The 15,028-nt window shown below is 68.3% G+C and carries 15 protein-coding genes; 3 read left to right on the top strand and 12 right to left on the bottom strand.

Annotated features, from left to right (window positions below; genetic code table 11):
• Positions 1-142 precede the first annotated feature (142 nt).
• Positions 143-991: a MurR/RpiR family transcriptional regulator gene (locus DTA15_RS19030; RefSeq protein ID WP_006483414.1), complete on the top strand. Its 849-nt coding sequence runs from the start codon at positions 143-145 to the stop codon at positions 989-991.
• Between the two features lie 108 nt (positions 992-1,099).
• Here the strand turns inward: DTA15_RS19030 and DTA15_RS19025 are convergent, their stop codons facing one another.
• From DTA15_RS19025 to DTA15_RS18985, 9 genes are all read right to left on the bottom strand, one after another.
• Positions 1,100-1,522: a CopD family protein gene (locus DTA15_RS19025; RefSeq protein WP_006483416.1), complete on the bottom strand. Its 423-nt coding sequence runs from the start codon at positions 1,520-1,522 to the stop codon at positions 1,100-1,102.
• 23 nt (positions 1,523-1,545) lie between these two features.
• Complete coding sequence (locus tag DTA15_RS19020) at positions 1,546-2,817, bottom strand: glutamate-5-semialdehyde dehydrogenase (protein ID WP_006483406.1); 1,272 nt, start codon at positions 2,815-2,817, stop codon at positions 1,546-1,548.
• A 209-nt stretch (positions 2,818-3,026) separates the two neighbouring features.
• The gene (gene holA / locus DTA15_RS19015; RefSeq protein WP_006483419.1) at positions 3,027-4,121 is read right to left on the bottom strand and encodes a DNA polymerase III subunit delta; all 1,095 of its coding nucleotides are present in this window, start codon (positions 4,119-4,121) and stop codon (positions 3,027-3,029) included.
• An 18-nt stretch (positions 4,122-4,139) separates the two neighbouring features.
• Complete coding sequence (locus tag DTA15_RS19010) at positions 4,140-4,691, bottom strand: LPS-assembly lipoprotein LptE (protein ID WP_006483412.1); 552 nt, start codon at positions 4,689-4,691, stop codon at positions 4,140-4,142.
• A gap of 38 nt (positions 4,692-4,729) precedes the next feature.
• Positions 4,730-7,324: a leucine--tRNA ligase gene (gene leuS, locus DTA15_RS19005; protein WP_006483409.1), complete on the bottom strand. Its 2,595-nt coding sequence runs from the start codon at positions 7,322-7,324 to the stop codon at positions 4,730-4,732.
• A 264-nt stretch (positions 7,325-7,588) separates the two neighbouring features.
• A complete protein-coding gene (locus DTA15_RS19000) occupies positions 7,589-8,047 on the bottom strand; it encodes an ExbD/TolR family protein (protein ID WP_006496723.1) in 459 nt (152 codons plus the stop codon).
• A gap of 24 nt (positions 8,048-8,071) precedes the next feature.
• Positions 8,072-8,740 carry a MotA/TolQ/ExbB proton channel family protein gene (locus DTA15_RS18995; protein ID WP_006491493.1) on the bottom strand — a complete coding sequence of 223 codons (669 nt, stop codon included), beginning with the start codon at positions 8,738-8,740 and terminating at the stop codon, positions 8,072-8,074.
• A gap of 18 nt (positions 8,741-8,758) precedes the next feature.
• Positions 8,759-9,556: a 4-hydroxy-tetrahydrodipicolinate reductase gene (gene dapB / locus DTA15_RS18990; protein ID WP_006485630.1), complete on the bottom strand. Its 798-nt coding sequence runs from the start codon at positions 9,554-9,556 to the stop codon at positions 8,759-8,761.
• 65 nt (positions 9,557-9,621) lie between these two features.
• Positions 9,622-10,419 carry an outer membrane protein assembly factor BamE gene (locus DTA15_RS18985; RefSeq protein ID WP_006496725.1) on the bottom strand — a complete coding sequence of 266 codons (798 nt, stop codon included), beginning with the start codon at positions 10,417-10,419 and terminating at the stop codon, positions 9,622-9,624.
• A 141-nt stretch (positions 10,420-10,560) separates the two neighbouring features.
• Here DTA15_RS18985 and fur point away from each other — a divergent pair, with 141 nt between their 5' ends.
• Positions 10,561-10,989, top strand: coding sequence for a ferric iron uptake transcriptional regulator (fur, locus tag DTA15_RS18980; protein WP_006400349.1), 429 nt, complete (start codon positions 10,561-10,563; stop codon positions 10,987-10,989).
• A 94-nt stretch (positions 10,990-11,083) separates the two neighbouring features.
• Here fur and DTA15_RS18975 read toward each other — a convergent pair whose 3' ends face one another.
• The 3 genes from DTA15_RS18975 to DTA15_RS18965 all read right to left on the bottom strand — a co-directional run bounded on the left by DTA15_RS18975 (position 11,084) and on the right by DTA15_RS18965 (position 14,063).
• The gene (locus DTA15_RS18975) at positions 11,084-11,617 is read right to left on the bottom strand and encodes an ureidoglycolate lyase (RefSeq protein WP_006484667.1); all 534 of its coding nucleotides are present in this window, start codon (positions 11,615-11,617) and stop codon (positions 11,084-11,086) included.
• Between the two features lie 14 nt (positions 11,618-11,631).
• Entirely contained in the window at positions 11,632-12,639 is a 1,008-nt protein-coding gene (alc, locus tag DTA15_RS18970; RefSeq protein WP_006484663.1) for an allantoicase, read from the bottom strand.
• A 104-nt stretch (positions 12,640-12,743) separates the two neighbouring features.
• Positions 12,744-14,063, bottom strand: a complete 1,320-nt coding sequence (locus DTA15_RS18965) for a C4-dicarboxylate transporter DctA (RefSeq protein ID WP_006484664.1) — start codon at positions 14,061-14,063, stop codon at positions 12,744-12,746.
• Between the two features lie 212 nt (positions 14,064-14,275).
• On the opposite strand from DTA15_RS18965, the gene DTA15_RS18960 reads away from it, so the two are divergent.
• Complete coding sequence (locus tag DTA15_RS18960) at positions 14,276-14,998, top strand: FadR/GntR family transcriptional regulator (RefSeq protein WP_006484666.1); 723 nt, start codon at positions 14,276-14,278, stop codon at positions 14,996-14,998.
• The last annotated feature ends 30 nt before the right edge of the window (positions 14,999-15,028 follow it).

Here is a 15,028-nt window from a genome sequence, read left to right as displayed (position 1 = left end):
GCTTTAATCAGTGAAAACCCTAATCCACCTTACTCGACCCAAGCCGAAACTTCTGCAATATCGCTAGTATTTTTATGTAGATTTTCTACAATTCGATTGCGATACACTCCCGCATCCGAACCCGATTTCCACGTGCCGTCCCATGCTGCCCCGCATTGAAGCGATCCGCCCCGAGCTGCGCCCGTCCGAGCGCAAGCTCGCCGACTACATCCTCGCCGCGCCGCGCGAAGTGCTCGACCTCGCGATGACCGAGCTGTCGACCCGCGCCGGCGTCAGCCAGCCGACGATCGCGCGCTTCTGCCAGGCGCTCGGCTGCAGCGGCTTTCGCGAATTCAAGATCCGGCTCGCGCAGAGCGTCGCGCCAGGCGTGTCGTCGGTGTACCGCGACGTCGAGCCCGACGAACCCGCGCCGGGCATCATCGGCAAGGTGTTCGACCGCACGATCGGCGCGCTGATCGAGGTGCGCAACAGCCTGTCGGCGGGCAGCGTCGCCGACGCGATCGCGCTGCTGTCGAACGCGTCGCGGATCGAGTTCTATGGCGCCGGCGGCTCGGGCATCGCCGCGCAGGACATCCAGCACAAGTTCTTCCGGCTCGGCGTGCCGAGCGTCGCGTATTCGGATCCGCACACGTTCTCGATGTCGTCGGCGCTGCTCGGGCCGCACGACGTCGTCGTCGCGATCTCGAACACCGGCCGCACGCGCGACATCGTCGACGCCGCGCGCTCCGCGCTCGCGTGCGGCGCGAAAGTCGTCGCGATCACGCAAAGCCATTCGCCGCTCGCGAAGCTCGCGACGGTCAGCCTCGCGTCGAACGTCGCCGAGGAAACCGACGTGTTCTCGCCGATGACGTCGCGGATGTCGCATCTCGCGATCGGCGACATCCTCGCGGTCGGCGTCGCGCTGTCGCGCGGCCCCGCGCTGATGGAGCGCGTCGGCCGCGCGAAGGAAGCGATCACGCGGCGCCGGATCGACGACCCGACGAAGGAGTAGCGGTCGCGGCGACGCCGCGCGTAAACGAACAACGGCGCCCCGAGGGGCGCCGTTGCGCACGATTCGGCGGTGACGTACCGCCGGCCGCGCCGCCGCCGGCCGCGCCGCTCAGAACGGCTTGATCACCACCAGCGCGACCGCCGCGAGCATGCCGAGCACCGGCAGCTCGTTGAACACGCGATACCACTTGTCGGTGCGGGTGTTCTCGCCGCGCTCGAACACCCGCAGCAGGTGCCCGCAATACGCGTGGTAGACGATCAGCAGCAGCACCACGGTCACCTTCGCGTGGATCCAGCCCTGCCCCTGGCCGATGCCGATCACGAGCCACAACCACAGCCCGCACGCGAGCGCCGGCACCGCGATCATCGTCATGAAACGGAACAGCTTGCGCGCCATCAGCAGCAGGCGCCGCACCGCGGCCGGATCGGTCTCCATGGCCAGGTTCACGTAGATGCGCGGCAGGTAGAACAGCCCCGCGAACCACGCGGCGATCAGAACGACATGGAACGTCTTGACCCAGAGCATTGCCATCGGTTGTGCGCCTCGCTGTTGACTTACTGACGGCCTTCGCCGTGCCCGAGCACCACGTACTTCAGCGACGTGAGCCCTTCCAGGCCGACCGGGCCGCGCGCGTGCAGCTTGTCGTTCGAGATGCCGATTTCCGCGCCGAGGCCGAATTCGAAACCGTCCGCGAAGCGCGTCGACGCGTTGACCATCACGCTCGCCGAATCGACTTCGCGCAGAAAACGCATCGCACGGTCGTGATCCTCGGTGACGATCGCGTCCGTGTGATGCGAGCCGTAATGGTTGATGTGCTCGATCGCGGCGTCGAGGCCGTCGACGACCTTGATCGCGAGCACCGGCGCCAGATACTCGGTGTGCCAGTCTGCTTCCGTCGCGTCGACGAGCGGGCCGACGCCCGCGTCGGCGAGCACCGCGCGCGCGGTCGCATCGACGCGCAGTTCGACCTGCTTGTCGCGATACAGCTTGCCGAGCGGCGGCAGCAGCTTCGCGGCGATGCCGCTCGACACGAGCAGCGTCTCCATCGTGTTGCAGGTGCCGTAGCGGTGCGTCTTCGCGTTGTCGCAGACGGTCAGCGCCTTGTCGAGATCGGCGCGATCGTCGACGTACACGTGGCAGATGCCGTCGAGGTGCTTGATCATCGGCACGCGGGCCTCATTGATCAGCCGTTCGATCAGGCTCTTGCCGCCGCGCGGCACGATCACGTCGACGTATTCGGTCATCGTGATCAGCTTGCCAACCGCCGCGCGATCGGCCGTCGCGACGACCTGCACCGCGTCCTGCGGGAGGCCTGCCGCCTCGAGCCCTTCGCCGATCAGCTTCGCGAGCGCCGCATTCGATTCGAGCGCTTCGGAGCCGCCGCGCAGGATCGTCGCGTTGCCGGACTTCAGGCACAGCGCGGCCGCGTCGATCGTCACGTTCGGGCGCGACTCGTAGATGATGCCGATCACGCCGAGCGGCACGCGCATCTGGCCGACCTGGATCCCACTCGGGCGGAACTTGAGGTTGCCGATCTCACCGATCGGATCGGCGAGCGACGCAACCTGGCGCAGCCCTTCGACCATCGTCTTCAGCGCCTTGTCCGACAGCGTCAGGCGATCGACGAACGCCGCATCGAGCCCCTTTTCACGGGCGCGGGCGACGTCGCGTGCGTTCGCCTCCTTCAGCGCCTGCGCGTCGCGCTCGATCGCGCGGGCCACGGCGTCGAGGGCCGCGTTCTTCGCGGCCGTGCTGGCGCGCGCCATCGCGCGGGAAGCGTGCCGGGCGCGACGGCCCAGGTCGGTCATGTACTGATCGATATCCATCGTGTGACTCGAGAAGCGAGCCGCGCGGAGCGGCATGAATTCGTGGGGAAGCGGGGGACGGCCACCCGGGGACGGCCACCCGGGACGGCCGTCCGGGAGTGACGATTCGCGGGACAACCGTCCGTGCAGGGCAGCGGCCGATATGCCGCGCCAGCTATCGAAGCATTGTAAGCGGGTTGCGCAGCGCGCGCTGAAGGCACGAACGGGACTTAGCGTCGCACGCGACCCGCGGTCGGCGGTCGCTCGCCGCGGGCGCCCGCGACCGTCATCGCGAGCTGGAACAGCCCGTCCCACGGATCGGGCGGCGGTTCGTCCTGCGTGCGGCGGCCCGGCGTGACGGCCGTCAGCCCCTTGACCTGCCGATCGAGCTTCGCGGCGAACGCGAGCGCCTTTTCGAGCACCGCCTCCGACACGCGGTTCAGCGCGGGCGCGATCAGCCGCTCGCGCGGCCCCCACACACGGTTCTCGCGCAGCAGCGTCGCGAGCGGCTTGCCGGCCGTCGTGCCGCGCTTGATCCGCAGCAGCGTGCGCAACTCCTCGACGACGGCCCACATCACGAGCACGATCGCCTCGCCCTCGCCTTTCAGCCCGTCGATCATCCGCGCGAGCCGCGCGGCGTCGCCGGCGAGCATCGCTTCGTTCAGCTTGAACACGTCGTAGCGCGCGACGTTCAGCACCGCGTCGTGCACCTGCTCGAACGACAGCGCGCCCTGCGGATACAGCAGCCCGAGCTTCTGGATTTCCTGGTGCGCGGCGAGCAGGTTGCCCTCGACGCGCTCCGCGATGAACTGCAGCGCGCGCCGCCCGTCCTCGCCGGGCGCGGCGCGCTGGCCCTGCATCGCGAGTCGCTGGCCGATCCAGTTCGGCAGTTGCGCACGGTCGACCGGATCGATCTTCAGCGCGACGCCGCCGTTCTGCAGCGCGGTAAACCATGCGGATTTCTGCGTGGCCGCGTCGAGGCGCGGCAACGTGACGAGCATCAGCGCGTCGGGGTTGGGCGTGGCCGCGAGCGTCTTCAGCGCGTCGGCGCCTTCCTTGCCGGGCTTGCCCGACGGAATGCGCAGTTCGATCAGCTGGCGCTCGCCGAACAGCGACATCGCCTGGGTCGCGCCGAGCAGCACGCTCCAGTCGAAGCCGCGCTCGACCGTATGCACCGACCGCTCGGTGAAGCCGGCCGCGCGTGCGGCCGCACGAATGCGGTCGCACGCTTCCTGCGCGAGCAGCGGCTCGTCGCCGTAGACGGTATAAAGCCCGGCCAACCCCTTCGCGAGGTGCGGCTCCAGCGCATCAAGTCGCAATTGCATCGCTGCGTGCGCCCGCGATCAGAGCGGCGGCGGCGGCAGCGGCGCGCGCGGCGCCACGCCCGGCACCACGTCCTCCGGCGCCGGCGTCAGCGAGTGGACGATCGCGAGGCGCCGCATCAGCTGGTCGACCGCGTCGTTCTGCATGTCGCCGTACAGGATGTCGGCTTCCTGCGCCTTCGCGTTCGTGTACTGGTCGCTGTACGTCATCGCGCGGTTCAGCGCGATCGCGCTCGGCGGGATCAGCACGGTGCCGTCCTTGCTCGTCAGCGTGTAGTTCAGCGTGTAGAACAGCGCGTATTCCTGCGCGGAGCCGTACTTGTTGAGCGTCAGCGTGTTCTGGCCACGCGACTCCCACATGCGCAGCACGGCGTCGGCGTCGTCCGCCGACTTGACGATCTTCGTGTCGCTGCCGGCCTGGACGAGGCGCGTGAGCCGCGCCTCGACGGGCGCCGGCGCACCGGCCACGAACAGGTGCTTGAACGCGTAGTCCTGCTGGCCGCGCAACTGGAAGCCGCATGCCGACAGCGCGACCGCGCTGCCGACGAGCATCAAAAACGATCTGCGGATCACCTTCGCTCCTTCTGGGTACGTCCGACGGCCGGCGGCCGTCAGACGACGATGTTCACGAGGCGGCCCGGCACGACGACGATCTTCTTCGCCGGCTTGCCGTCGCTGAACTTCGCGAATGCCTCGTCGGCGACCGCCGCCGCTTCGATCGCGTCGCGGCTCGCATCCTTCGCGACCTTCAGCGCACCGCGCACCTTGCCGTTCACCTGCAGCACGAGTTCGATCTCGGCCTGCTCGAGCGCGGCCTCGTCGACCTTCGGCCACGGCGCATCGAGCAGCGGGCCGAATTCGTCCGCGTAGCCGAGCGCCTTCCACAGCTCGAACGTGACGTGCGGCACGACCGGGTACAGCACGCGCAGCAGCACGCCGTACGTCTCGCGCAGCACGGCGGGCGTCGCGCCCTTCGCGCCGTCGATCGCGTTCAGCATCTTCATCGCGGCCGACACGACCGTGTTGTACTGCAGGCGCTGGTAGTCGAAATCGGCCTGCTTCAGCACGCTGTAGATCTCGCGGCGCAGCGCCTTGTCGGCGTCGCCGAGCGTCGCGGCGTCGAACCCGGCGCGCGCGGCGAGCGCTTCGCGGTTGCCGTAGCCGAAGCTCCACACGCGGCGCAGGAAGCGGCTCGCGCCTTCGACGCCCGCGCCCGACCACTCGAGCTGCTGCTCGGGCGGTGCCGCGAACATCGTGAACAGGCGCGCGGTATCGGCGCCGTACTGGTCGATCAGCAGTTGCGGATCGACGCCGTTGTTCTTCGACTTCGACATCTTCTCGATGCCGCCGAGCACGACCGGCTGGCCGTCCGCGTTCAGCGTCGCACCGACCGGGCGACCCTTGTCGTCGTGCGTGACCGTCACGTCGAGCGGGTTGTACCAGGTCTTCTTGCCTGCCGCGTCCTCGCGGTAGTACGTCTCGTTCAGCACCATCCCCTGCGTGAGCAGGTTCTTCGCCGGCTCGCCGAACTTCACGAGGCCGAGGTCGCGCATCACCTTGGTCCAGAAACGCGAATACAGCAGGTGCAGGATCGCGTGCTCGATGCCGCCGATGTATTGGTCCATCGGCATCCAGTAATCGGTGCGCGCGTCGACCATGGTCTCGGCGTCCGGCGCCGTGTAGCGCGAGAAGTACCACGACGAATCGACGAAGGTGTCCATCGTGTCGGTTTCGCGCTTCGCCGCCGCGCCGCATGTCGGGCACGTGCAGTTCAGGAACGCTTCGGACTTCGCGAGCGGGTTGCCCGTGCCGTCCGGCACGAGGTCTTCCGGCAGCACGACCGGCAGATCCTGCTCCGGCACCGGCACGTCGCCGCACGACGGGCAGTGGATGATCGGGATCGGCGTGCCCCAGTAGCGCTGGCGCGACACGCCCCAGTCGCGCAGGCGCCACGTGACCTGCTTGTCGCCGAAGCCGCCGGCCTTCAGGTCGGCCGCGACCGCGTCGACCGCTTCCGCGTAGCGCAGGCCGTCGTACTTGCCGCTGTTCACGCAGACCGCGGTTTCCTTGTCGCCGTACCACTCTTGCCATGCGTCGAGCGAGTACGTCTGCCCCTCGCTCGCGATCACCTGCTTGATCGGCAGGTCGTATTTCTTCGCGAACGCGAAATCGCGCTCGTCGTGGCCCGGCACGCCCATCACCGCGCCTTCGCCATAGCTCATCAGCACGTAGTTGCCGATCCACACCTCGACCGGCTCGCCGGTCAGCGGGTGCTTGACCGAGAAGCCGGTCGCGACGCCCTTCTTCTCCATCGTCGCGACGTCGGCTTCGGCAACGCCGCCGCGCTTGCATTCCTCGATGAACGCGAGCAGTTCCGGCTTGTCCTGCGCGAGGCGCGTGGCGAGCGGGTGCTCGGCCGCGATGGCGCAGAACGTGACGCCCATGATCGTGTCGGCGCGCGTCGTGAACACGCGCAGCAGCTTCTGCTCGCCGTCGAGTTCATACGGGAAGCCGAAGTTCACGCCGAAGCTCTTGCCGATCCAGTTCTGCTGCATGATCTTCACGCGCTCGGGCCAGCCGAGGCCGTCGAGATCGTTCAGCAGCTCATCCGCGTACTGCGTGATGCGCAGGTAGTACATGGGGATCTCGCGCTTCTCGACGAGCGCGCCCGAGCGCCAGCCGCGGCCGTCGATCACCTGCTCGTTCGCGAGCACGGTCTGGTCGACCGGGTCCCAGTTCACGGTGCCCGTCTTCTTGTACGCGATGCCCTTCTCGAGCATCTTCAGGAACAGCCACTGGTTCCACTTGTAGTAGTCAGGCTTGCACGTCGCGATTTCGCGCGACCAGTCGATCGCGAGACCCATCGACTGCATCTGGCCCTTCATGTAGTCGATGTTGTCGTAGGTCCACTTCGCGGGCGGCACGCCGTTCGCCATCGCGGCGTTCTCGGCCGGCATCCCGAACGCGTCCCAGCCCATCGGCATCAGCGTGTTGTAGCCGTTCATCCGCAGATAGCGGTACATCACGTCGTTGATCGTGTAGTTGCGCACGTGACCCATGTGCAGCTTGCCGGACGGGTACGGCAGCATCGATACGCAGTAGAACTTCGGCTTCTGCGAATCTTCCTTCGTCTTGTAGGCATCGGCTGCGCGCCAGTCGCCCTGGGCGGCGGCTTCGACGTCGGCGGGTACGTATCTCTCGTGCATGGTGTGGTTCGGGCTAGGCTTTAAGCGGCGCGACGGCTCGCGCGCAGGATTGGATCGAAAATCGTGCGTGCCCGGCGCGGGAACGGGCTGACCGGTTCCGCGCCGGGAAAAACGTCGATTATACCGCCCGTGCGGGCCCGCACGGCCGGTCGCGCGGGCCAGGGCCCGTTCACGCCAATAACGGGCTTGCGCCGGCCCCCGGAATGAATTTTTCCAAACCGGGGAGCGCGCGCCGGGGCCCGCAGCGACGGCGTATCAGGCGTATCAGGGTTTCGCGCCGGCGGCGGCCGGCGCGGCCGCGCTCCCGGCCGGCGGCACGTCGGTCACGAAGCCGATCCGCGTGAGGCCCGCGGCCTGCGCGGCGCCCATCACCTGCGCGATCACGTCGTAGCGCGTCGCGCGCGACGCACGCAGCCGCAGTTCGGGCGGCGCGGCGCCCGCGGCGGCGGCCTTGAACCGCGCCGGCAGCGCGTCGAGCGCCACGGGCGCGTCGTCCCAGTAGAGCTTGCCCGCGTCGTCGATCGACAGGGTGACGGATTGCGGCGTGTCGCGCGCGACACTCGCCGCGACCTTCGGCAGGTCGAGCCGGATCGCGTGCGTCATCAGCGGCGCGGTGATGATGAAGATGACGAGCAGCACGAGCATCACGTCGATCAGCGGCGTCATGTTGATTTCCGCCATCGGCGCGGACGTCTTGTGGTGCTCGAGCCCGCCGAATGCCATGGTCGTTCCTCCGGAACCGGCGCGTCAGGCGCCCTGCGCGCACACGAAGACGTGCAGATCGCGCGCGAAGCCGTCGAGTTCCTCGGCGAGCTGCCGGACGAGCCGGCCGAGGATGTTGTACGCGAGCACTGCGGGAATCGCGACGACCAGCCCGAACGCGGTCATGATCAGCGCCTCGCCAACCGGCCCCGCGACGTTCTCGATCTGCGCCTGCCCGCTCGCGGCGATGCTGCCGAGCGCGTGATAGATGCCCCACACGGTGCCGAGCAGCCCGACGAACGGCGCGGTGCTGCCAATCGACGCGAGCAGCACCTGGCCGAATTCGAGACGCCGCTGCGAGCGCAGCATCGCGTGACGCAACGCGCGCAGCACGCGTTCGCTGCGCTCGACACGCGCGGCCAGCGCGGCCGGGTCGTGGTCGTCGGCCGCATCGCGCGCGGCTTCGGCGAGCGGCACGAACACGCGCTCGCGATCGGCGCCGGCCAGCGCGGCGATGCCCGCGTCGAGCGACGGCGCGCGCCAGAACGCGGCGAGCGCGCGCGGCCCCTGCCGCTTCGCGCGGATCAGCAGCCAGGCTTTCATGAAGAGGAAGCACCAGCTGGCGACGGACATCGCCAGCAGCACATAGGAGACGGCGTGCGTGATCGCATCGCCGCTTTCGAGGTAGTGGACAACGCCGGTGGGAATCGCCATCGGAGTTTCCTCGCGGTGTCAGCGCAGGCCGAGCACGTCCTGCATGTCGAACAAGCCGGCGCCGCGCGCCGACAGGAAGCGGACCGCACGCAACGCGCCCTGCGCGTACGACACGCGGCTCGACGACTTGTGCGTGATCTCGATGCGCTCGCCGATCCCGGCGAACAGCACGGTGTGATCGCCGACGATGTCGCCGCCGCGCACCGCGGCAAAGCCGATCGACGACGGATCGCGCTCGCCCGTCACGCCGTGGCGGCCGTACACCGCGCAGTCGTCGAGCGAGCGGCCGAGCGCGCCGGCGACGGCTTCGCCCATCATCAGCGCGGTGCCCGACGGCGCGTCGACCTTGTGGCGGTGATGCGCTTCGATGATCTCGATGTCGTAGCCGTGCGAGAAATGCTTCGCCGCGAATTCGAGCAACTTCAGCGTGACGTTCACGCCGACGCTCATGTTCGCCGCGAACACGATGCCGATCTTGCCCGCCGCGGCTTGCAGCTCGGCCTTCTGCTCGGCGGTGAAGCCGGTCGTGCCGATCACGAGCTTCACGTCGTGGCGCAGCGCGGCCGCGATATGGGCCATCGTGCCTTCCGGACGCGTGAAATCGATCAGGTACTCGGCCTGCGCGAACACGGCGTCGAGATCGTCGGTCAGCTTGATCCCGGTGTCCTTGCCGAGGAACGCACCGGCGTCCTGGCCGAGGAACGGCGAACCGGCGCGGTCGAGCGCGCCGACGAGCTGCGCGTCGGCATCGTTGAGAACGGCTTCGATCAGCATCCGGCCCATTCGGCCCGATGCGCCGGCAATCGCAATCTTCATGGCTTTCTACACGACAGGTCTAAAGGCGGGCGGCGCATGCCGCCCCGTTTCCGCACGCCGGCCGCTTACTGCGCCGGTGCGGTGAGCGGCTGGTTCTGCAGGTTGTCCGAGCCTTGCGGGCCGACGGGCGGCGACGCCTCGTTCGACACGTTCGGCGGCGGCGGACGGTGGAACTGGAACTGCGGCTGGATCGCCGGCGCGGCGCCCGGCGGCTGGCCGCCCGGCACCGGCGCGCCGCCCGAGGCCTGCGCGGCCGGCGTGAACCGGCGCGAACCCGAACCCTGGCCCGACACCTGGTTGGTCGCGCGGTTCGCCGCGCGCGCCGCCTGGGCGTTCGCATCCTGGTCGACCGCCGCGCCGGATGCCGGCACGGTGGCCGGGCTCGCCGCAGCGGCAGCCTGCGCGGCGCTCGCGGCGGCCGCGGCTTCGGAAGCCTTCTTCGCCGCGGCAGCGGCCTTCGCCTTCTTGCCGCCGCGGTCGCCGTCGATGTCGGCCAGCAGGTCGAGCTCGGACGGCAGGTTGTCGGCGCCGGTCCAGCTCGTGACGCGATCGCCCGAGAAGTTGACCACGAGGTCGCGCTGCTGGACGATCGACGTCGAGCCGCGCTTGAAGTAGAAGAGATAATCCCAGCGATCCGCGTGGAACATGTCCGCCAGCAGCGGTGTGCCGAGCAGCGCGCGGACCTGCTCGCGCGTCATGCCGGCCTGCAACTGTGCGGCTTTCTCCTGCGACACGAAGTTGCCCTGCACGACGGTGATCCGATACGGCGTGATGCTCTGCGCAATGCGCTGCGTCACGCTGTCGTACGACGAACAACCCGCCAGCGCGACAACGGCGGCGGCAGCGATGATGGCACTCCGCATGCGACTCCTCTGAAAGTGCGAAAGCGATTCTGGGATCATTTCCTTCACCGTGCTGGCCCGCGTGCAGGCCGCGCGTATATCTGGAACGGCGAAAAGCCGGTAACATTGAAGCCCTGCATTGTACTCTAGGGATGCCTAGCCATGACCAATCCGACGGATCTCAAGAATATCGGGCTAAAGGCCACCCTACCGCGCCTCAAGATTCTCGAGATCTTCCAGCAGAGCCCCGTGCGCCACCTGACGGCCGAAGACGTCTACCGCAACCTGCTCAACGAGCAGCTCGACATCGGGCTCGCCACCGTCTATCGCGTGCTCACGCAGTTCGAGCAGGCCGGCCTGCTGTCGCGCAGCAACTTCGAGTCCGGCAAGGCGGTGTTCGAACTGAACGAAGGTTCGCACCACGACCACCTCGTGTGCCTCGATTGCGGCCGCGTCGAGGAATTCTTCGACGCCGAGATCGAGAGCCGCCAGCAGGCGATCGCGAAGGAACGCGGCTTCCGGCTCCAGGAGCACTCGCTCGCGATGTACGGTTCGTGCACGACCGAGAACTGCCCGCACCGCAAGCACTGAAGCGCGCCACCCGCGCACGCAAGACGGCCCGGCCGGCATCTCGCCGCCCGGGCCGTCCGCTTTTTCGGGGAATGGTGCCGCGCGCCCGGAAGGCTTACGAAAGCCCTTCGGCGCCCGCGCAGGCCGGCTCGAACTCGAGCGCCCACGCGCATTCCAGCGGGATCTCGTCGCAATTCGGCTGCGGCCCGCCGCGATCGACGATCACGAAATCGCTGACCGCGTCGAGCGCGAGCAGCGGATGGTGCCAGACGCCCTTCGCATAATTGACGCCCTGCCAGCCCTCGGCCAGGAACGCGCGCATCGCGTCGGGCCGGAATTCGCCGGCCGGCGCGACGACGATCGCGTAGCGCGACACCGCCGCGAGCGGGATGAACGCCTGGCTGCCGTGAGGATGACGCTCCATCAGCGTGATCGCGACCGGCACCGCGCGCGGCTGCGCGCGAAACACGCTGACGAGCGGCCGGCCGCCGTCCGCGCAGACGTCGATCGTCGCGAGATCGTGAAAGCGCTCGGTCGTGCCGCCGTTGATCGGGAAATGCCGCGCGCCTTCGAGCGCGATCACGTCGCCGAACGGCGCGAACGCTTCGCGGGTCAGGCGCTCGACGCGCAGGATCGGGGTTCCGCTCATGCCGCTGCCCTCCTTCAAGCCGGCTCGCCCCACAGACGCAGGCGCGACACGCCGCCGTCCGGGAAGATGTTGAACCGCACGTGCGTGACGGGGCCGAGCGCCGCGAGCTGGTCGAACGTGTGCACGTGATCCATCTGCAGCTTCTGCTCGCCGAGCAGTTCGGCCCAGAACATCGCCTGCGTGACGAGCGAATCGTCGGTGCCGCCCGTGACGTGCGCGGCCTGCAGCGAGCAGCGATCGGGGAAATTGCCCTTGAAGAACGCCGTGTCGACCTCGACGCGCCGGAGGATGCCCGGCCGCGCGAGCGCGACGATCGCCCAGTCGTTGCCGGGCTCGCGGCGGCGCCGCGTTTCCCAGCCGTCGCCCATGTTCACGCCGCGCCCCGGCATCAGCATCTGCGAGGCCGGGCCGAAGTGCTGGTTGTTCGCGGCCACCAGATAACCGCCGTTCTCGATCGCCGCGAGATCGACCAGCTCGCCGGCCGGCACGTGACGCCAGTCGCGCTGCGGCTGGCCGTACACGCGCAGCCGCGCGAGCCCGCCGTCCGGATACAGGTTCACGCGCAGGTGCGTGACCGGCCGCGCATCGTCGACGCTCACGTAGTGATGCGAGTTGCCCTGCAGCGTCGTCGCGGGGACGATGGTGCGCCACTCGGCGTCGTCGGGCGGCGTGTCGCCGTCCACCGCGCAGGCCTCGATCGACGCGGCCGGCGGAAAGTTGCCGGTGAAGTGGCTCGTATCGAGATCGACGCCGAAGATCACGCCCGGGCGCGCGAGGCGCACCACGCAGAAATCATGGCCGGTCGTGCGCTTGCGGCGCGTTTCCCAGCCGTCCATCCACTTGCCGTGGTCGTCGTACTTGCCGGGAATGAACACGGCCGGCTCCGGATTCAGCATGCGCTCCTTCGGCGCGAAGAATTCGTCGCTGGCGAACAGCGCCTGCGCCCCGAGGCGCGGGTCGGCGAGGTTCATGTAGCGCCGCGTGAAAGCCGGCGCGTTCGGATCGAGAATGGGGGCTGCCATGTCGTCTCCATCATGTTGAGAAGCGCCGGCACGTCATCGCACCGGTCGCATGAAGTTCGGTCGCGCGGGGCGGCCAGGGGCGCCGCGCCGCGCGGGAGTCGCGTTCAGAGCGCGTGGGCCTGGTCGCCGGCGACCGGTGCGGCGCTGCCCGGCGCGTCGGCCACGTAGCGCAGCTCGCGGTTCAGCACGCGTTTCGCGCGGGCGCGGTCGATGTCGTTCTCCCACACCGCGACGACGACCGTCGCGACGCAGTTGCCGATCAGGTTGGTCAGCGCGCGGGCGATGCCGACGAACCAGTCGACCGGCAGGATCAGCACGAGGCCGAGCACCGGAATCGCGGGAATCGCCGACAGCGTCGCCGCGAGGATCACGATCGCCGAGCCGGGGATGCCGTGCGCGCCCTTCGACGTGACGAGCGACACGAGCAGCACGACGATCAGGTCGTGCGTGGACAGCGGCGTGTTGGTGGCCTGTGCGATGAACAGCACGGCGAGCGTCAGGTAGATCGAGAAGCCGTCGAGGTTGAACGAATAGCCGGTCGGGATCACGAGGCCGACGGTCGAATCCTTGATGCCCATGTATTCGAGCTTGCTCATCACCTGCGGCAGCACCGCGTCCGACGATGCCGTGCCGAGCACGATCGACAGTTCCTCGCGCAGGTAGCGGATCAGCTTGAACACCGAGAAGCCCGCGAGCCGCATCACCGCACCGAGCACGACCGTGACGAACACGAAGCAGCTCAGGTAGAACACCGCGACCAGGTAGCCGAGCTGCTTGAGCGACGCGACGCCGTACTTGCCGGTCGTGAACGCGATCGCGCCGAGCACGCCGAGCGGCGCGAGCTTGATGATGAAGCCGATGATCCGGAAGAACACGTGCGACAGTTCCTCGATCAGCGAATTGACGCGTTGCGCCTTGTCGCCGAGCAGCGACAGCGCGGAGCCGAACAGCACCGCGAACACGAGGATCTGCAGGATGTCGCCCTTCGCGAACGCGTCGATCGCGGTCTCGGGGATGATCTTCATCAGGTAGCCGGCCGTGTCCTTCAGGCTTTCGGCGTTCTTCGCGTACGTCGACAGCGACGCCGCGTCGAGCGAGCGCAGGTCGATGTTCATCCCGACGCCCGGGCGCGTGAGCCACGCGAGCACGAGCCCGATGCCGAGCGCGAGCGTCGTCATCACCTCGAAGTAGACGACGGCTTTCAGGCCGACCCGGCCGACCTTCTTCAGGTCGCCCGCATTGGCCATCCCGCTGACCACGACGCAGAACACGATCGGGCCGATGACCATCTTGATGAGCTTCAGGAAGCCGTCGCCGAGCGGTCGCAGCGACTCGGCGAAATGCGGGAAGAACGCGCCTAGCGCGACCCCCAGGATCAATGCGACGACTACCCGGCCAAACAGCGAATTGAGGAATTTCGACACGGCGCTCTCCCGATCCAACGGTTGCAGTTTCGTCTGTTCATACTGGTAAGACCAGTGATGTTATGGTGGATAGTAGGAAGCCGATATAGTGGCGTCAAGGACGGACAAAATAGGGATTTCCCGCCCCTGTGCACGCCCCGCCGGCGCATCGGAAAGGGGCAGATCGTGGCTTTCCCGTAGGGCGGTCGTGCGCCGCCCGCGTGCGGATTACAATGCCGGTCAGACCGGCCATCGTTCACATCATGAAAAATGTTCCGCATACCGTGACCGACGCCGCCATCGCGACGATCCGCGACCGGATCGAGGCAGGCGTGTATCCGGTCGGCAGCCTGCTGCCGGCCCAGCGCCAGCTCTCCGAGGAGCTGGAGATCAGCCGCGCGTCGCTGCGCGAGGCGCTGTCGACGCTCGAGGCGCTCGGGATGCTGCGCATCCGCGCGGGCAAGGGCGTGTACGTCGAAAGCGCGCAGGCGTCGGCCGCGCATCCGTGGCAATTCGCCGAGCAGTCGTCGCCGCCCGATACCTACCAGATGCGCTATGCGCTCGAAGGGTTCGCCGCGCGAATGGCCGCGCACGTGGTCAGCGATGCCGACATCGCGTGGTTCGAGGACAACCTCGCCGACCTGCACGTCGCGCTGACCGAAAGCGCGCTCGACGAGGCGTCGCGGCTCGATTTCGACTTCCACATGCGGATCATCCATCTGGCCGGCAACGCGGCGATCGAGTCCATCCTGCGCAGCAGCGCGGACATCATGAAGGAAAGCCAGCGCATGCCGTTCTACCGGCGCGAGCTGCTGCTGTCGACGTGGCACGAGCACCGCGCGATCGTCGACGCGCTGATCGCGCGCGATGCGGCGGCCGCCGGCACCGCGATCGAAACGCACATCGCGAACGCCGCGCAGCGCGCGGGCATCTTCTTCCCGACGCCCGGCGCGTAATCCCCCCGCGCCGCCGCCCGGCCGGTCCGG

Origin of the sequence: Burkholderia cenocepacia, from assembly GCF_900446215.1 — a bacterium.
In the GTDB taxonomy this organism is placed as follows: domain Bacteria; phylum Pseudomonadota; class Gammaproteobacteria; order Burkholderiales; family Burkholderiaceae; genus Burkholderia; species Burkholderia cenocepacia.
This window is presented reverse-complemented; position numbering and strand designations above follow the sequence as displayed.